Below are 18,222 nucleotides of genomic sequence, written 5' to 3' on the forward strand. Positions count from 1 at the left end.
TCGGGTGACGGTTCGAGAGGCGGCCGTTCACTTCACCGGCAGCGTCTCGGAAAGACCGATCTTGTCGGTCTTGTCGCCCTTCGGCCGCTCGGCCGGCAACTGCTCGCCGGTGACGATATAGTAGATGGTCTCGGCTATGTTGGTGGCGTGATCGCCGATACGCTCGATGTTCTTGGCGCAGAACAGCAGGTGCGTGCAGGGCGTGATGTTGCGCGGATCTTCCATCATGTAGGTCAGCAATTCGCGAAACAGCGATGTGTACATGGCATCGATCTGGTCGTCGCGGTCGCGCACGAAGCCGATTTTCTCCACCGAGCGGGATGCGTAGACGTCGAGCACTTCCTTGAGCTGGGTCAGCGCCAGGTTGGCCAGGGCCTCGAGGCCGCGGAACAGGCTGGTCGGCTGGCGTCCGTCAGTGACGGCGACCACCCGCTTGGCAACGTTCTTGGCGAGGTCGCCAACCCGTTCGAGGTCGGCAGAGATGCGAATGGTCCCGACGATCTCGCGCAAATCCGTCGCCATCGGCTGACGCCTGGCAATGATGATGATCGCCTTATCGTCGATTTCGCGTTGCCCTTCATCCAGCACGGCATCGTCGCGGATGACCTTCTCGGCGAGGCTAGGATCGGCATTGACCAAAGCGGCGATTGCCTGCTCGACCATGCGCTCGGCATGGCCGCCCATCGCGGCGATGCGCTTCGACAGATATTTCAGCTCGTCGTCGTAGGCGCTGACGATGTGCACGGACTGCATGGCAATACGCCTTCCCATGGAGTGTTTTGATTTTGAGTCGTTCCTCGAATCCCCGCTGATACGCTAGCCGGATGACAGAAAAAAGAAACAGTCGCCTCTAAACTAGGGCGATATCAGTGCGTCGGCAAATGAACCGAGAAGGCGGCGCCCTTGCCAACCTCGGACTTGATCGAAAGCCTGGCATTGTGGCGCGTCAGGATATGCTTGACGATAGACAGGCCAAGGCCGGTGCCCTTCTGGGTCCGGCTGGTCTCGACATCGACGCGATAGAAGCGCTCGGTGATGCGCGGAATGTGCTCCTCGGGAATGCCGGGGCCAAAATCCGTGATGGTCACGTCGATGCCGGGCTCCGAGCCGGCATCGCCGTGCGCGATCGACACCACCACGCGCCCGCCCGACTGCCCGTATTTGCAGGCGTTCTCCAGGAGGTTCTCGAAAACCTGGAAAAGCTCGTCGCGATCGCCGGGCACATCGAGCGGCCCATCGGCATAATCCCGCTCGATGGCAACGCTGTTTTCCCTGGCCAGCGGTCCGAGTGAATCAATGACGCTGTCGAGTGTCTCGCGCAGATCGACCTCGGTTCCCGGCTTCAGATAAGGCTTCATCTCGAGCCGCGACAGCGACAACAAATCGTCGATCAGACGCGCCATGCGACTGGTCTGGCTCTCCATGATCTGCAGGAACCGATCGCGCGCCGCCGGATCGTTGCGGGCCGGCCCGCGCAGCGTTTCGATGAAGCCGGCGATGGAGGCGAGCGGCGTACGCAATTCGTGGCTGGCATTGGCGATGAAGTCGGCGCGCATGCGGTCGATCCTGCGCGTTTCGCTCTGGTCCTTGAATACCAGCACGTAGAGATCGGTGGCATGACCGACCGAGGACGCGCTCACCCGGTAAGCCCGTTCGACCGGCAGCTTCTCCGTGTAGTCGACGACATCGGAGGCGACATCGCCCGACAGCACGCCGTCCAGCAGAGCTTGCATTTCCGGCGCCCGGAACTTCAATGACAGCGACATGCCGGGCGCGATCCCGCCGAAGGCGGCATAGGCGGCGGCATTGGCATGCACGATGGTGGCGGTCCGGTCGAAGATGATCAGTGGATCCGCAACGGCGGCCGCAAGATATTCACCGGAGAGCCGCTGCAAGCCGATCGCCTCGATGGCCGCGCCGCTATCGGTGGATTGGCGCGCGCCGGCGGCCGGCAGCATTGCCGCCGCAAGCAGCAGGAGCAGCGCCGGCAACAGTGCGTAGGCAGAAATACCCGCAAAGGCAAAGGCGATCAGAACAGCGACGACGCCGGCCGCAAGCAGCCAGCGGCTGTTCCACAGCCGGATGGCCAGCGTTTGCGCCATCCCTTTCTGTTCCAGGTCAGCCATTCGCTCGCGCGCCCGCACCACATGCATTCGCCGGTCGCGCGGCGGCGGAAACTTCCGCTGGACCGCTCCGGAGGCTCCCAATAGCATGAGTCCGGAAGCTGAAAAGGGTTCGTCTCGATGAAAAATGCCAAGGAAAGTCCCGCCGCGCCGACTTCGGGTCCGCTGAAGATCAGGATCGACGGCAAGGAGCGGGAGTTCGACATCGAAAATCCCGTGCTTCCCGGCTGGGTCGAGGACAACAAGCTGACCGCCGGCGGCTATCCCTACGACAAGAAGATGAAAAGCGACGAGTATGACGAGACGCTCGAGAAATTGCAGATCGAGCTGGTCAAGGCGCAGGCCTGGCTGCAGTCGACCGGCAAGCGGGTGATGGCGCTGTTCGAGGGCCGCGACGCCGCAGGCAAGGGCGGCACGATCTTCGTGGTGCGCCAGTACCTCAACCCGCGCACGGCACGCAACGTGGCGCTGACCAAGCCGACCGCGACCGAGCTGGGACAATGGTACTTCCAGCGCTATGTCGATCATTTCCCGACATCTGGCGAATTCGTCACCTTCGACCGATCCTGGTACAACCGCGCCGGCGTCGAGCCGGTGATGGGTTTCTGCACGCCGCGGCAGCACGAGCAGTTTCTCGACGAGACGCCGCATTTCGAACGAATGATCTCCAACGAGGGCATCCACTTCTTCAAGTTCTGGCTGAACATCGGCCGGGAAACCCAACTCGAGCGCTTCCACGATCGTCGCTACAGCCCGCTGAAGAGCTGGAAGTTTTCGCCGATCGACGTTGCCGGCATCACCAAGTGGGATGATTACACAGAGGTGCGCGATACCATGTTCGAGCACACTCACAAGGAGTTCGCACCGTGGATCATCGTGCGGGCCAATGACAAGCGGCGCGCGCGGCTGGCGGTCATGCGGCGCATCCTGTTGTCGCTGCCCTATGACGGGCGCGACCTCGACGTGATCGGCAAGGAGGACAAGAAGATCATCGGCGAAGGGCCGTCGTTTTTGAAAGAATAGGCTGGCCTGGGAACCAGGACTGACGCATTTTGCGCCGCGCAGCCAAGGCCGCGCGGCGATGCTTTTTTCCTCGTCTGTCCTAAAGCGCGTCGCGTCGAAACGGATTCATGCGCCGCGCTTTAGGTCTTTGTTTCCATGCATGTCGTTGTCTCAAAACCGGGGCCACTTTTGAGCGACATGCATCAAGCCGCCAGCCGGGCGATGCGCTGCAATCGCCGCAGGGTCGTGTCGTCCTGCAGCGCCTGCTGGAAAAGCGAAATCTCCTGGTCGATGCGGTCGCATAGTGCCTGCGTGTCCCCCTTCAGCAGGCCGCGCGTCTGCAGCAGGGCGGCGACCGGCTTCTTGACAAGCTGTCTCGCCCGGCCGAGGGCCGCTTCCTCGACGCTGCCGCCCGGCACGATCTCGGCGATGAGGCCGAGCGCCCTGGCATCTTCGGCGCGAAGCGTGTCGCCGAGGCAGAAGAAGCGGAAAGCACCGGCGTAGCCGAGCTTCTGCGGCGCCAGGATGCTGGTCGCCGCATCCGGCACAAGGCCGAAATCGACGAATGGTACCCGGAACGTGCTTTCATCGGATGCGATCACCATGTCGCAATGGAACAGGATGGTGCAGCCGACCCCGACGGCATCGCCGTCGACGCAGGCAAGGATGGGCTTTGGAAATGTCGCCAGCGTGCGGAACAGGTCGGTGACGGCGGCGATCAGTTTCTGGTGCTTGGTGGCGTCGAGGAATTCGGAGAAGTCGCCGCCGAGACAGAAACAGCCTGCCAGGCCGCGCAAAACGACGACGCGCACCTCCTCATTGTCGGCGGCTTCATGGAAGGTCTTTGCTAGGCTTTCATAGGCTCTCCTGTCCAGCACCGGCCGGCCGTCATTCGACGACACGGTGACCACCAGCGTGTGGTTGCGAAGCTCAGGTTGCGGGTGTGTGCCCATGACTGTCTCCGATCTCATGACGCACGCCTTTGCCCGAGCATGTCGGGGTAACCCCTGGTCAGCACGGGCGCAAAATGATTGCGGCGCGAGCGCACCACGTCGAGGGTGTGTTCGTTGAAGGTCAGCAGGGTGGCCACGACCTGCTGGTTGCCATAGGTGCGCTGATAACCCAGCGGGGTCGCCAGGAAATGCAGTTGCAAGGCGCGCAGCACCCACATCGGCTCGAATTCGATGATCACCTTGTCGACGCCGCGCTTCAGCCCCCACTCGACGAAACCGGCGATCAATTCGGTGCCGACGGTTGAAACGCCGCGGCGGCCATCGCGAAAACCGGGAGCCACCGCATAGCGGGTCAATTCCCAGATGTTTGGGCCCGATGGCGGCGTTCCTTCGGAAAGGTCGGTCAAAACCTCGGTCAGCAGATGTGGCCGCGTGGTCGGCAACATCCTTTGATAGCCTGCGACTTCGTCACCTCTGATGACAATCTGATGCACCGCCTCGTCATGATCGAACTGGTCGAGTTCGAGCCCGTCGGGGCGCCGGAGATCGTCCCACCCCATCTCCTCGACGAATATCTTGTAGCGCAGCCGGTGGACGGCCTCCCAAAGATCGGGACGTTCCATCAATTCCTGGGTTGTAAGGGAAAATAGCATTCCGCCGTCTCCTGTGTTCAGAGGAAGATACGGCCGTGCTTCGATGAGAAAATTGCGTGATCGCGTATGCAAGAACTTCTAAGTCGGCACGGCCGACCTAGCTAATGTAGCCGCGCCGTATCGCTTCCGCGACGGCCTGCACCCGGTTGACGGCACCGAGTTTGCTTTTGGCGTTAAGAAGATGTTTCTCCGAGGTGTGTTCGGAGATGCCGAGGATTTGAGAAATCTCCCATTCGGACTTGCCGACGGCGGCCCATTGCAGGCATTCCCGCTCGCGCGGCGTCAGCACGATATGATCGATGGCCTTGCTCGCCATCGTGTGGAGTTGCATGGCGCGGCCAACCGCGTAGGTCGACACCAGCGACACCTGGCCGAACTCGGCGGCGGACAATTCCACGGCCTCCCCGCCCAGCGACACCATGACGATCTGGCCGTCGAGCGTGATCAGCGGGAAGGCCAGTCCATCACGCAGTTTGAAGGCACCGGCATCGCCCATCACTTCGCCGCTGCTCTTGTCTATGCGGATACTCTGCGAGGCCTCGCGCCACTGGAAGGGCGCCTGCAGCTGTTTCATGTGGCTGACGACCGGGTCATGATCGACATAGTTGCGCGCGACATAGCGCTCCAGCCACTCGCCGGGCCAATCGCAGAGAAGCACATGCTGCTTTTGCTGGCCGGCCGGCGTGCCCGGCTGCGGTACGGTTCCCGCCATCAGTGCGGTGAGACCGAAATCCGACGTTATGCCCAGCAGCGTTTCGCAGACCGCCGCCGCCGTCGCGGCGTGCTGCAGTTGGTCTATGAATTCCAGCGTGCGATCGAACTGACCCATCGCAACATCAACCCCATGTTGCCTCATGCATTGCGGCCTATGATGCGTGCCTGAGTTACACTTCGCCACCGACCACGGATTGCAAACCGCATGCTTATTCTGTGGCTCCGACCTCGATCCTCTCACCAAGGCGGCCAAAGCTGATTTGCAAACCGGCTAAATCATATCCTGAAATCGGCGTGTTGAAATCAAAAACCATTGTGCCTGTCCCATTTTCGTACGAAAACCGGTGCGAGCACGACCGCGGCGGAGTTTTATCTTGGCGTTCCAATGGAGATCCTTCGCCCTTGCGATGCTGATCGAATTGCTGTCGTTCGCCGACGGCGCGCGCGCCGCGGCGCCTCAGGTTCCGGTTCTGTGGGATGCCAAGGAGCGGCTGCCCAAGCCGGACCTTTCGGCGCTGCCCCGGCTGAGATTCCTGACGACCACCGATTTCCCGCCCTTCAATTTCCTCGACGGCTCCGGAAAGCTGTCCGGGTTCCACATCGATCTGGCACGTGCCATCTGCGCCGAGCTTGGCATTGTCGAGAAATGCCAGATCCAGGCCTTGCCCTGGGCCGAGCTGGAAGGCGCGCTACGGAAAGGTGAAGGCGAGGCGATCATCGCCGGCATCGCCGCAACGCCGGAATCGCGCGCGACCTATGCCTTCTCGCGCTCCTACCTGCAGTTTCCGGCGCGCTTCATCATGCCGAAGAGCAAGGCGCTGGCCGAACCGATCTTTGCCAAGTTGCGCGGCAAGCGTGTCGGCGTGGTCGCCGGCTCGGCGCATGAGAGCATGCTGCGCGACTATTTCAACACCGTTCAGATCGTCCCCTTCGACAGGCCGGAAAACCTCTATGCCGATCTCAAGGGCGGCAAGCTCGACGCCGCCTTCGGCGACGGCATGCGCCTGGCTTTCTGGCTGGGCGGCTCGGATTCAGCGGGCTGCTGCCGCTTTACCGGCGGCCCTTACCTGGCGCCTGAATATCTGGGCTCGGGCATGGCCATCGCAACCCGGGCGGACAATCCGGCACTGGCCGCCGCGTTCGACTACGCGCTGCAGGAGATTTCGATGAAAGGCACGTTCGCCGAATTTTATTTGCGCTATTTCCCGGTTAATTTTTTTTGATCCGGTCTCCGTCAGGTTTTGCTAGGGAGCTGCGGATATTCAGGTGAGCGTGCGCAGCCGCGCCTTGGCGGCACGGCCGATGGCGGCGACGGTCAGTGTGTCGAGATCGAGCTGACGCCGGATCAGCTGCAGCACCCGCACTTCTTCCATGCGCATTTCGAGATCGACGGCGGCCACCTCGAAGGCCGCGGCGTAGGCGGTGTCGCGCAAGCGCTCGGGCAGGGCCTCGGCGACTTCAGCCAGAACGCCTTTCAGCCCATCCTTTTCGTGCAGTCGCTTCTGGCAGGCCTGGGCGACACCGACCAGCCGGTCGTGGTTGAAATCCTCGAACACCGGCCAAGAGCGGACAACGTCGCCGATCCTGGCCAGTTCGACATCGGTCATGTCGCGATCGGAGGCCGAGGTGATGACCATCAGGTAGATCAGGGCTTCATGCGGCGTCGGCAATTTTTTCTCCTTGAACCGGGCTTCGAAGGTAGGAACGCACTCTCCGCACCGCAAGGAAAAAGCGCCGCACGCGTTGACGCTCCGGCGCTGCACGCCTAGAGACCGGTTGAAAAAACCCTGCTCCGGCCCCGCCTTCGAATGATTTGGGCCGGCGAATGATTTGGAAAACAGTGACATGGCGAGATCAAACATCGTCGATCTCAATCCCGAGGTGCTGGCGGCCGCGGCCGAGAGCAAGGCGTGGCCGTTCGAGGAAGCCAAAAAGATAATCGAACGCTACAAAGGCGCCGACTTTCCCCAAACGATCTTGTTCGAGACCGGCTACGGACCATCCGGCCTGCCGCATATCGGCACATTCGGCGAGGTGGCGCGCACGTCTATGGTGCGCCATGCGTTCCGCGTCCTGACGCAGGATAAGGTTGCGACCAAGCTGCTGTGCTTTTCCGACGACATGGACGGCATGCGTAAGATACCCGACAGCGTGCCGGACCGCGTCGCACTCGAGCAGCATCTGCACAAGCCGCTGTCGTCGGTTCCCAATCCGTTCGGCGGCGACTATGCGAGCTTCGCCGACCACAACAACGCGATGCTTTGCCGCTTCCTCGACACGTTCGGCTTCGACTACGAGTTCGCCAGCGCGACGCAATATTACAAGTCCGGCCGTTTCGACGCGATGCTGCTGCGCGCCGCCGAACGCTATGACCAGATCATGGCGGTGATGCTGCCGACGCTCGGCCCCGAGCGCCAGGCGACCTACAGCCCGTTCCTGCCGATTTCGCCGAAGAGCGGCCGTGTGCTTTACGTGCCGATGAAGCATGTCGACGCCAAGGCCGGCACCATCACCTTCGACGACGAAGGCACGGAGACCACGCTTTCGATCACCGGGGGCCGCGTCAAGCTGCAGTGGAAGCCGGATTTCGGCATGCGCTGGGCAGCGCTTGGCGTCGACTTCGAGATGTTCGGCAAGGATCACCAGACCAATGCTGTGGTCTACGACCGCATCTGCAACATTCTGGGTGGACGGGCGCCGGAGCATTTCGTCTACGAACTGTTCCTCGACGAGAACGGCCAGAAGATCTCGAAGTCGAAGGGCAACGGGCTGACCATCGACGATTGGCTGACCTATGCGCCGACCGAAAGCCTCGGGCTCTACATGTACCAGCGGCCACGGCAGGCCAAGAAGCTGTATTTCGACGTCATCCCGCGGGCCGTGGACGAGTACTACACCTTCCTTACCGCGTATCCCCGGCAGGACTGGAAGGAACGGCTGGGCAATCCGGTCTGGCATATGCATGACGGCAACCCGCCCGCCATCGACATGCCGGTGCCGTTCTCGCTGCTGCTCAACCTGGTCAGCGCCTCCAACGCGCAGAACAAGGATGTGCTGTGGGGCTTCATCTCGCGCCATACGGTGGGGGTGACGCCAAGGACGCATCCCGAGCTCGACCGGCTGGTCGGCCACGCGATCCGCTATTTCGACGATTTCGTGAAGCCGACGAAAACCTTCCGGCCGGCCGACAAGGTCGAGCGCGAGGCACTGCAAGCCCTCGACACGGCGCTTGGCGAACTGCCGGCGGACGCCAATGGTGAAGCGATCCAGAACGCTTCGCTCAACGTCGCACGCAAGATCGAACGTTATCAGGACCATTCCAAGCAGAGCCCGGAGGGCGGCCCCGGCGTATCGGGCGCCTTCTTCCAGATGATCTACCAGGTGCTGATCGGCCAGGAGCGCGGCCCGCGCTTCGGATCGTTCGTCGCGCTCTATGGCATTGCCGAAACGCGGGCGCTTATTGAGCGGGCGCTGGCTGGTCAGCTGGCTTGAGAACGCCGTCCACCTCTTCCAGGATCGAACTCGGCGCCTGAGGCGCCGGGCTTGGCGCGGCCGGCATTGCCGGCATGCCGGACAGATCGGGCGCCGATCCGAAAATGCCCTTCTTCGCCGTGCGTGCCTTGTCGCCGGCCTCGACATAAGGGCCACCCTTGGCGGCGCGCGCCCAGCCGTTTTCGACCAGCCATTGGCCGACATCCTGCTTGCCGATCCGGCATTCGGCGGCGATCAGGTCGCGGCCGCCCTCGGGCGGCACGATGCAGGCCACCGCGCGGCCGCGCAGGAAGGCGCGGAACGCCGTCCGCGCACGGACGCCGCACGGCCAGGATTTGCCGTCATCGCTACAAATCTCGTCCTGGCTGACGATGTCGATGCCGGAAACCGCGACCGAGTAACCCTTCGCTTCGATCAGGCCGGCGGCCGGCGCGACCGGCTGGAACAGCTTTGTGCCGTTCCAGTCGTCGGGCATTTTCGGCTTGGGCGGCACGGCCAGCGCCAGCTTGCTCAGCGGCTCGCGCGGCTCGACCCGTTCCAGTTCCTCGGCCGGAAGCTCAGGCGGCGCAACGAGGTCGGGATCGATCGCCCTCGAATGCGGCGCAGGCTTCGGCGGCTGTGGATTTGAAATGGCCGATGTGGCCGGTTCTTCGGGCACCATGTCGGCGTCCTCCCGCGCGATCGTATCGGCGCCCGGATCGAGCTGGTCCACCGTGACCACACTGTCGCTTCCATTCAGCGTGCGGCCGCCCGTGACGACCATGGCCGCCATTACCGGGACCATCAGAATCGAAAGGGCGATATGAAGGAGACGCACCAGCCGACCTACTGGCTTGCCCACACAATCCGCGCCACCCATTCTACATCGCGCATGGGAATATCGCGGTCGGGATGATCGGGATTGAGCGAGACCAGCGCGATCGACTTAACGGTCTGGCGCTCGAGCACCTTGGCCATGACCTCGCCGGCAGTGGTTTTGACGACGACGCGATCGCCCTTGCGGGTGATCGCGCCCGGTTCGACGATGAGGATATCGCCATTGCGGTAGAGCGGCAGCATGGAATCGCCCTGCACCTGCAGCGCATAGGAGCTCTCCGTCGATTGCGCCGGCAGTTCGACCAGATCCCAACCCTGACCGGCCGGAAAGCCGGCATCGTCGAAGAAGCCGCCGGCGCCGGCCTGGGCAAAACCGAGCAACGGCACGGAGCTTCCGCGGGCGATCGAGGCGCCATGACGGATCCCGGCCCGGCCTTCGATCAGGCCGGTGAATTCGTCGAGCGAAGCGCCCGTCGCCTCGATGATCTTGGCCAGCGATTCGGTCGAAGGCCAGCGTGGCCGACCATCCGACGACAGACGCTTCGACTTGTTGAAGGCAGTGGAATCAAGCCCCGCGCGCTTGGCCAGACCCGAGGCCGAAAGCGAATAGCGCTCGGCAAGAGCATCGATGGCGGCCCAGACACGGTCATGTGAGAGCATGTCTTGCTCTCCTTCAAACAGGAAAAAATACCTTTTCCGTTCTAACCCCGAGCCACCCTCTTGTCCACAGTCCAGGGCTGCCTCATGCCGCCTTTCTGGTCTCGCCCTTCGCATAGGGATCGAAGCGCTGGTAGAAGCTCTCGCCCTTCTCGGCCATGTCGAGCAGCAGCTTGGGCGCCTTGAACTCGGCGCCGTATTTCTTCTGCAGGCTCTTGGCGATCTTGACGAACCCCTTGACGCCGATGCCGTCGATGTAGGACAGCGCGCCGCCGGTGTAAGGGGCGAAACCGAAGGCCAGGATCGAGCCGACATCGGCCTCGCGCGGGTCGGTGACGATGCCCTCTTCCATCACCCGGGCCGCTTCCAGCGCGATGGTGACCAGCAGCCGCTGCTGCAGCTCCTCATAGTCGACCTTCTCAGGCGCAAGCTGCGGATAGAGATCCTTGAGGCCCGGCCACAGCTTCTTCTTGGCGGGTTTCGCCGGATAATCGTAGAAACCCTTGCCGTTCTTGCGGCCGAAGCGGCCGTGATCGTCGACCATGGTGTTGATCAGCGCCATCTGCTTCGGATCGACCGCCTTGTCGCCGAGATCCCTGATGGTCTGCTTCATGATTTTCTGGGCAAGGTCGATGGCCGTCTCGTCGGTCAGCGCCAGGGGTCCGACCGGCATGCCGGCGGCTTTCGCGGCATTCTCGATCATCGGCGCCGGGACACCTTCGATCAGCATCTTGTAGGCTTCCGACATGTAGCGCAGCACGCAGCGGTTGACGTAGAAGCCGCGCGTGTCGTTGACGACGATCGGCGTCTTCTTGATGGCGCGGACGAAGTCGATCGCCGCGGCCAGCGCCTTGTCGCCGGTCTTCTTGCCCAAAATGATCTCGACCAGCATCATCTTGTCGACTGGCGAGAAGAAGTGGATGCCGATGAAATTCTTCGGCCGCGCCGAATTCTTGGCCAGCGCCGAGATCGGGATGGTGGAGGTGTTCGACGCAAAGATCGCCGATGGCTTCAACATGGCTTCCGCCTGTTCGGTGGCGCTCTTCTTGACGGCCGAATCCTCGAACACCGCCTCGACCACCAGATCGCAGCCGGCAAGGTCGGCATAGTTGGCCGTCGGCGTGATCAGCGACAGCAATTTGTCCTTGTCCTCCGGCTTGGCGCGGCCCTTCTTCACCTGATCCGAGATCAGGTTGTCGGAATGCGCCTTGCCCTTGGCGGCAGACTCCATGTCGCGGTCGAGCAGCACCACCGGAATGCCGGCCTTGGCGGCGACATAGGCGATGCCAGCGCCCATGAAGCCGGCGCCGAGAATGCCGATCTTCTTGAACTTGGTTTCGGCTACGCCGGCTGGGCGGCGCGCGCCCTTGTTCAGTTCCTGCAGCGACACGAACAGCGAGCGGATCATCGCCGCCGCTTCCCTGGTCCGCATGATCTCGGTGAAATAGCGCTGCTCGATGCGCAAGGCGGTGTCGAACGGCACCAGCAGGCCTTCATAGACGCATTTGAGGATCGCGGCGGCGGCCGGATAGTTACCGTATGTCTCGCGACGCAGTATCGCGATGGCCGGCGGCCACAGATTGAAGCCGGCGGGCGAATAGATCTGGCCACCGGGCAGCTTGAAGCCTTTCTCGTCCCAGGGCGCCACCGGCTTCAAGCCGTTCCTGATCATCGCCTTGGCGGTATCGACCAGCCTTGCCGGCTCCGCGATCTCATGGATCAGGCCCATCGACTTGGCCTTTTGCGGCGACAGCGTCTGGCCGGAGGTCAGCATCTGCAGCGCCTGCTGCTGATCGGTCAGCCGCGGCACGCGCTGGGTGCCGCCGGCGCCGGGGAAGATGCCGATCTTCACCTCGGGAAGCGCCATCTTCACCTTGTCGCTATCGGCGGCGACGCGACCGTGGCAGGCCAGCGACAGTTCGAAGGCACCGCCCATGCAGGTGCCGTTGATCGCCGACACCCACGGCTTTCCGCAAGTCTCCAGCTTGCGGAACAGGCCGGTCATGATGCCGGCATTGTCGAACAGCGCCTTGGTGGCCTTTTCGGCGTCCTTTCCCTTTTCAGCGGCGAAGGTCGTCAGCATCTTCTGCAGCAGGGTGATGTCGGCGCCGCCGGAGAACGTGTCCTTGCCGGATGTGATCACCGCGCCCTTGATGGCGGCGTCACCCGTCACGTGATCGACGATGGCGTTCAGTTCCCGCATCGCTTCTTCGGTGAAGACATTCATCGATCGGCCCGGCATGTCCCAGGTGACAAGCGCAATGCCGTCGGCGTCTACGTCGAGGGTGAAATTTGTATAGCTCATCGTTTCTCTCCCCGTCAGACGCGTTCGATGATCGTTGCGGTGCCCATGCCGGCACCGATACACAGCGTCACCAAGGCGGTGTTCAAATCACGACGCTCGAGTTCGTCCAGCACCGTGCCCAAGATCATTGCACCGGTGGCGCCGAGCGGATGGCCCATGGCAATGGCGCCGCCATTGACGTTGATCTTGTCATGCGGAATGTCGAACGCCTGCATGTAGCGCAGCACCACCGAGGCGAAGGCCTCGTTGAGCTCGAACAGGTCGATGTCGGACAGCTTCATCTTGGCGCGCTTCAACAGCTTCTCGGTGACGTCGACCGGGCCGGTCAGCATCAGCACCGGTTCGGAGCCGATGTTGGCGAAGGTGCGGATGCGGGCGCGCGGCTTGATGCCCATCGCCTTGCCGGCCTTCTTCGAACCGAGCAGCACGGCCGCCGCGCCGTCGACGATGCCGGATGAATTGCCGGCATGGTGGACGTGGTTGACCTCTTCCACCTCAGGATGCTTCTGCACGGCGACGGCATCGAAGCCGCCCATCTCGCCAGGCATGATGAAGGATGGGTTGAGCGAGGCCAGCGACTGCATGTCGGTCGACGGGCGCATATGCTCGTCATGGTCGAGGATGGTCAGGCCGTTCTGGTCCTTGATCGGAATGACGGACTTCTTGAAGCGGCCGTCGGCCCAGGATTTCGCGGCACGCTTCTGGCTCTCGACCGCATAGGCGTCGACGTCGTCTCTGCTGAAGCCGTATTTGGTGGCGATCAGGTCGGCGGAGATGCCTTGCGGCACGAACCAGCCGGGCAGGCCGACCGAAGGATCCATGAACCAGGCACCACCGGAGGCACCCATGCCGACGCGCGACATCGATTCGACGCCACCGGCGATGACGATCTCGTCGGCGCCCTGCGCGATCTTGGCGGCGCCGAAATTGATGGCGTCGAGCCCGGAAGCGCAGAAGCGTGAGATCTGCATGCCGGGCGCCTTGGTGTCGTAGCCGGCCTCGAAGGCGGCAGCGCGCGGGATGACCGAGCCCGCCTCGCCGACCGGATCGACGCAGCCGAAGATGATGTCGTCGACAGTGCCGGTGTCCAGCCCATTGCGGTCGCGCAGCGCCTCGAGCGTCTTGGCGGCAAGCCGCACCGCCGGCACCTCGTGCAGCGATCCGTCCTTCTTGCCCTTGCCGCGCGGCGTCCGCACGGCGTCATAGACATAAGCTTCGGCCATCTCTTGCTCCTTAGGTTTATCCGACGCTGCTCAGAGCGAGCGTCCGATCAGCAATTTCATGATCTCGTTGGTGCCGCCGTAGATGCGCTGGACGCGGGCGTCGCGGAACATGCGGGCGATCGGATATTCATTCATGTAGCCATAGCCCCCATGCAATTGAAGGCATTCGTCGACGACTTTTCCCTGCAGGTCGCTGAGCCAATACTTGGCCATCGATGCGGTCACGGGATCGAGGCCGCCATTGATGTGGCGAGTGACGCAATCATTGTAGAAGACGCGGCCAATAGTGGCCTCGGTCTTGAGCTCGGCCAGCTTGAACTGGGTGTTCTGGAAATCGATGATCGCCTTGCCGAACGCCTTGCGCTCCTTGACGTAGTCGATGGTCAGCGCCAGCGCCCGCTCGATCATGGCGATTGCGCCGGTGCCGATCTGCAGCCGCTCCTGCGGCAATTGCTGCATCAGCTGGACGAAGCCCTGACCTTCCTCGTGGCCGAGTAGGTTGGAGGTCGGCACGCGCATGTCGTTGAAGAACAGCTCCGATGTGTCGTTGGCCTTCAAGCCGATCTTGTCGAGGTTGCGGCCACGCTGGAAACCTTCGACCTCGTCGGTCTCGACGACAATCAGCGAGGTGCCCTTGGCGCCCTTCTCCGGATCGGTCTTGGTGACGATGATGATGAAGTTTGCCAGCTGGCCGTTGGTGATGAAGGTCTTGGAACCGTTGACCTTGTACTGGTTGCCATCCCTCTCGGCCCGCGTTTTGACGCCTTGCAGATCCGAGCCGGCGCCGGGCTCGGTCATGGCGATGGCGCCGATCAGCTCGCCTGTCGCCAGCTTCGGCAGCCATTTCTTCTTCTGCTCTTCGGAGCCGTAATGGAGGATGTAAGGAGCGACGATCGAATTGTGCAGGCCGATGCCGAAACCATCGACACCGACATGGCCGATGGCCTCGATGATGGCACTCTCATGCGCGAAGGTACCGCCAGAGCCGCCATATTCCTCCGGCATCGAGGCGCAGAGCAGGCCAGCCGCACCGGCCTTCAGCCAGCTTTCGCGGTCGACCATCTCGTTCTTTTCGAACTCGTCGTAGCGCGGCGCGATCTCTTCCGACATGAAGCGGTGCGCCATGTCGTAGAGCATGCCGACCTCGTCCGCCGCCCAGGCGGGCTTGGGAAGGCCAAGGATTTCGGCTGGGTTGGTCATGCTGTATGATACTCCTCCCAGAGCGCATCTTCAGAGTTGAGGTCGGCGCGCTTTACGCAGGACCCCACCCGGCCCTTCGGGCCACTCTCCCCTCACGGGGAGGGAAACTAACTTTAGAACGCTTCCGACGGCAGTGCCATCAGCGTGTCGGCGCCGCTCGAAATGCGGGCGAGATGCGCTGATGTCTCCGGCATGATCCGCTCCATGAAGAAGCGCCCCGTCACGACCTTGTTGTCGTAGAAGGCTACGTTGTTTTCATAAGAGGATTGGACGCCATTGGCGCCCGTCTTGCCAAGAGCCGCCTTGGCCATCCGCGCCCACATGTAGCCGAGCGCGACAAGGCCGAAGAGATGCATATAGTCGGTCGAGGCGGCGCCCGCATTGTCGGGCTTGGCCATGCCGTTCTGCACCAGCCACATGGTCGCCGCCTGCAGATCGTTGAGACCCTTCTTCAAGGCCTTGGTGAACGGCGCCATCTTGTCATCGGAGCGGTTCTCCTCGCCGAATTCGCCGACCTCCTTGAAGAAGGCCTGCACGGCGCGGCCGCCATTCAGGCCGAGCTTGCGGCCGACGAGGTCGAGCGCCTGGATGCCGTTGGCGCCTTCATAGATCATGGCGATGCGGGCATCGCGCACGAACTGGCTCATGCCATGCTCTTCGATGTAGCCGTGACCGCCGAACACCTGCTGCGCCATCACCGCGTGGTCGAAGCCCTTGTCGGTGAGCACGCCCTTGACCACCGGCGTCATCAGGCCGGTGTAGTCGTCGGCGGCCTGGCGGTCCTTGTCGTCACCGGAGCGGTGGGCGATATCGGACTTGATCGCCGTCCACAGCGCCAGCGCGCGACCGGCCTCGTTAAAGGCCTTCATGGTCATCAGGCTGCGGCGGATGTCGGGATGGACGATGATCGGATCGGCCTTCTTGTCCGGCGCCTTGGCGCCCGACAGCGAGCGGCCCTGCAGGCGGTCCTTGGCGTAGGCGACAGCGTTCTGGTAGGCGATCTCAGAAAGCGAGAGCCCTTGCAGGCCGACGCCGAGGCGCGCCTCGTTCATCATCGTGAACATCGCCTTCAGGCCGCCATTGGCCTCGCCGAGCAGCGTGCCTTGCGCCTCGTCATAGTTCATGACGCAGGTCGAATTGCCGTGGATGCCCATCTTCTCCTCGATCGAGCCGCAGGAGACGGTGTTCCTGGCGCCCGGATTGCCCGATGCGTCGAGCATGAGCTTCGGCACGATGAACAGCGAGATGCCCTTGACGCCTTCCGGCGCGCCCTCGATGCGGGCCAGCACCAGATGGACGATGTTGTCCGACATGTCGTGTTCGCCGGCGGAAATGAAGATTTTCTGGCCTGATATTTTGTAGGTGCCATCGCCGTTCGGCACCGCCTTGGTGCGCAGCAGGCCGAGATCGGTGCCGCAATGCGGCTCGGTCAGGTTCATTGTGCCGGTCCAGGCGCCTTCGATCATCCTGGGCAGCCACTGGGCCTTCTGCTCGTCGGTGCCGTGGGTGATGATCGCCGCGATCGCGCCTTGCGTCAGGCCCGGATACATCATCAGCGACATGTTGGCCGAGACCATATATTCGGAGACTGCAGTGTGTACGGCGTAGGGCAGGCCCTGGCCGCCGAACTCGACCGGTGCGGCCAGTCCCATCCAGCCGCCCTCGCGATACTGGTTGAAGGCCTCCTTGAAGCCCTTCGGCGTCGTCACCGAACCATCGTCATGACGAACGCAGCCTTCCATGTCGCCGACACGGTTCAACGGGTGCATGACGTTTTCGGCGAGCTTGGCGCCTTCGGCGAGGATCGCCTCGAGCACATCGGGTGTGGCGTCGGAAAATCCGGGAAGGTTCGAATAGCGCTGGTAGCCCAGCACCTCGTTGAGCACGAACAGCGTATCCTGGACGGGAGCCCTGTATGTCGGCATGCGTTTTCTCCACCCTGCGAACCCGGTCCGAACGCCCCGATGACAGCCAGGGGCGGCATGCGGACCGATGTTGAGAGCGGGATAGCAAAAATTGACGTTTGCGTAAACGTCAATTTTTTCGATGCGACGAGATTTCCCGCTCATTGCAGCAATGAGCGTAGCGGCATGGCAGCGCTTGCGAAGATAACGAAAGCCGCGCGGCGGGGCCGCGCGGCTTTGATAATCAGACATTCAGGCGGATGACTTACCAGCTTGACGCAATTCCGAAGGTAAAGCGCTACGCGCTTTCCCGGGAAAACCGATTCACACTTTTCCTGGAATTGCTTTAGCTGGCGGCGCTCGCCTGCGGTGCGGACCGCTCGGCCAGCATCCGGCGCACTGCCGACATCGAGCCGCTCAGCTCGTTGATGGCGTCGTCAATCAGCGCTCGTTGCTTCTGCAGGCGGGCAAGCTGCTTTTCCGATTTGTCCAACGCCAGCCGCAGCTGCTTGGTGTTTGAACCGGTCGGATCGTAAAGATCCATCATCTGCTTGACGTCGCGCAGCGAGAACCCGACCTTGCGGCCAAGCAGGATCAGCTTCAGCCGGGCCTTGTCGCGGCGCGTGTAGAGACGGGTCGAACCGTCACGCCGCGGGTTGAGCAGGCCCTTGTCTTCGTAGAAACGCAGCGTGCGCAGTGTCACTCCGTATTTTTTTGCCATCTCGCCGATGCGGACAAGGTCCTCGCCGGCTTCGACGGACATATTGGTATTGGCCGCGGTCTCGCCGGCCGAGATAAGCTTCATAGTCACTGGCTTTCCCCGTCTGATGGCGTCGCGGTCCTAGACCGTGTGTCGCCTGACTGGAAGCGGGGGCCTGCTTCCAGTCGTGGTTTCAACAAACAAATCGCAAAAAAGCACGCTCGACGCGCCTTTTACGTTTACGTCAATTCTATACCGATTGCCGCCTCATGGCGCAAGGGCGTTCCGAGTCCGAACTTTATGCCGCACCGTCAGGCGGAGCCAACATCCTTTCAATTTCTTAAGTTTGGTTAACGCGTTGTTTACCACGTTGGGGGAAATGTGAGCGCGTCGGCTACCCGTGTTTATCCTGTATCGAATTTTTCACGGTTTTTCGGAGCGCGGGTGAGAACCCGGGAAGCTCGTCTTCCACCGCGGCAT

16 protein-coding genes are annotated in these 18,222 nt (G+C 62.4%); 3 read left to right on the forward strand and 13 right to left on the reverse strand.

What is annotated here, in order from left to right:
• Nucleotides 1–27 precede the first annotated feature (27 nt).
• Nucleotides 28–753, reverse strand: a complete 726-nt coding sequence (gene phoU, locus NKH02_RS01565; protein WP_352870199.1) for a phosphate signaling complex protein PhoU — start codon at nucleotides 751–753, stop codon at nucleotides 28–30.
• A gap of 113 nt (nucleotides 754–866) precedes the next feature.
• A complete protein-coding gene (locus tag NKH02_RS01570; RefSeq protein ID WP_352875812.1) occupies nucleotides 867–2,126 on the reverse strand; it encodes an ATP-binding protein in 1,260 nt (419 codons plus the stop codon).
• Between the two features lie 117 nt (nucleotides 2,127–2,243).
• On the opposite strand from NKH02_RS01570, the gene ppk2 reads away from it, so the two are divergent.
• A complete protein-coding gene (gene ppk2, locus NKH02_RS01575) occupies nucleotides 2,244–3,146 on the forward strand; it encodes a polyphosphate kinase 2 (RefSeq protein WP_352875814.1) in 903 nt (300 codons plus the stop codon).
• 182 nt (nucleotides 3,147–3,328) lie between these two features.
• Here ppk2 and NKH02_RS01580 read toward each other — a convergent pair whose 3' ends face one another.
• The 3 genes from NKH02_RS01580 to NKH02_RS01590 all read right to left on the reverse strand — a co-directional run bounded on the left by NKH02_RS01580 (nucleotide 3,329) and on the right by NKH02_RS01590 (nucleotide 5,560).
• Nucleotides 3,329–4,096, reverse strand: a complete 768-nt coding sequence (locus tag NKH02_RS01580) for an enoyl-CoA hydratase-related protein (RefSeq protein WP_352870196.1) — start codon at nucleotides 4,094–4,096, stop codon at nucleotides 3,329–3,331.
• A complete protein-coding gene (locus tag NKH02_RS01585) occupies nucleotides 4,093–4,731 on the reverse strand; it encodes an acyl-homoserine-lactone synthase (protein ID WP_352870195.1) in 639 nt (212 codons plus the stop codon). Before NKH02_RS01585 ends, NKH02_RS01580 begins: the two co-directional genes overlap by 4 nt.
• A 97-nt stretch (nucleotides 4,732–4,828) precedes the next feature.
• Nucleotides 4,829–5,560 (reverse strand): helix-turn-helix transcriptional regulator, encoded by a 732-nt coding sequence (locus NKH02_RS01590; RefSeq protein ID WP_352870194.1) that lies wholly within the window; start codon nucleotides 5,558–5,560, stop codon nucleotides 4,829–4,831.
• 259 nt (nucleotides 5,561–5,819) lie between these two features.
• On the opposite strand from NKH02_RS01590, the gene NKH02_RS01595 reads away from it, so the two are divergent.
• The gene (locus NKH02_RS01595) at nucleotides 5,820–6,668 is read left to right on the forward strand and encodes an ABC transporter substrate-binding protein (protein ID WP_352870193.1); all 849 of its coding nucleotides are present in this window, start codon (nucleotides 5,820–5,822) and stop codon (nucleotides 6,666–6,668) included.
• Nucleotides 6,669–6,707: 39 nt separating this feature from the next.
• Here the strand turns inward: NKH02_RS01595 and NKH02_RS01600 are convergent, their stop codons facing one another.
• A complete protein-coding gene (locus NKH02_RS01600) occupies nucleotides 6,708–7,115 on the reverse strand; it encodes a tellurite resistance TerB family protein (protein WP_352870192.1) in 408 nt (135 codons plus the stop codon).
• A 175-nt stretch (nucleotides 7,116–7,290) separates the two neighbouring features.
• Between NKH02_RS01600 and NKH02_RS01605 the strand changes: the two genes are divergently transcribed.
• Nucleotides 7,291–8,937 carry a lysine--tRNA ligase gene (locus NKH02_RS01605; RefSeq protein WP_352875816.1) on the forward strand — a complete coding sequence of 549 codons (1,647 nt, stop codon included), beginning with the start codon at nucleotides 7,291–7,293 and terminating at the stop codon, nucleotides 8,935–8,937.
• On the opposite strand, the gene NKH02_RS01610 is transcribed toward NKH02_RS01605, so the two are convergent.
• The 7 genes from NKH02_RS01610 to NKH02_RS01640 form a co-directional block, all read right to left on the reverse strand.
• A complete protein-coding gene (locus tag NKH02_RS01610) occupies nucleotides 8,903–9,754 on the reverse strand; it encodes a thermonuclease family protein (RefSeq protein WP_352875818.1) in 852 nt (283 codons plus the stop codon). The genes NKH02_RS01605 and NKH02_RS01610 overlap by 35 nt on opposite strands.
• 8 nt (nucleotides 9,755–9,762) lie before the next feature.
• On the reverse strand, nucleotides 9,763–10,413 hold the full coding sequence (locus tag NKH02_RS01615; RefSeq protein ID WP_352870189.1) for a S24 family peptidase: 651 nt from the start codon (nucleotides 10,411–10,413) through the stop codon (nucleotides 9,763–9,765).
• 82 nt (nucleotides 10,414–10,495) lie between these two features.
• Entirely contained in the window at nucleotides 10,496–12,715 is a 2,220-nt protein-coding gene (locus tag NKH02_RS01620) for a 3-hydroxyacyl-CoA dehydrogenase NAD-binding domain-containing protein (protein ID WP_352875820.1), read from the reverse strand.
• Nucleotides 12,716–12,729: 14 nt separating this feature from the next.
• A complete protein-coding gene (locus tag NKH02_RS01625) occupies nucleotides 12,730–13,938 on the reverse strand; it encodes an acetyl-CoA C-acetyltransferase (RefSeq protein ID WP_352875822.1) in 1,209 nt (402 codons plus the stop codon).
• Nucleotides 13,939–13,968: 30 nt separating this feature from the next.
• Entirely contained in the window at nucleotides 13,969–15,138 is a 1,170-nt protein-coding gene (locus NKH02_RS01630) for an acyl-CoA dehydrogenase family protein (protein WP_352875824.1), read from the reverse strand.
• A 113-nt stretch (nucleotides 15,139–15,251) separates the two neighbouring features.
• Entirely contained in the window at nucleotides 15,252–17,063 is a 1,812-nt protein-coding gene (locus NKH02_RS01635) for an acyl-CoA dehydrogenase (RefSeq protein WP_352875826.1), read from the reverse strand.
• A gap of 325 nt (nucleotides 17,064–17,388) precedes the next feature.
• On the reverse strand, nucleotides 17,389–17,847 hold the full coding sequence (locus NKH02_RS01640; RefSeq protein WP_352870213.1) for a MerR family transcriptional regulator: 459 nt from the start codon (nucleotides 17,845–17,847) through the stop codon (nucleotides 17,389–17,391).
• Nucleotides 17,848–18,222 lie beyond the last annotated feature (375 nt).

Source organism: Mesorhizobium sp. M1396 (assembly GCF_040317725.1).
Taxonomy (GTDB): domain Bacteria; phylum Pseudomonadota; class Alphaproteobacteria; order Rhizobiales; family Rhizobiaceae; genus Mesorhizobium.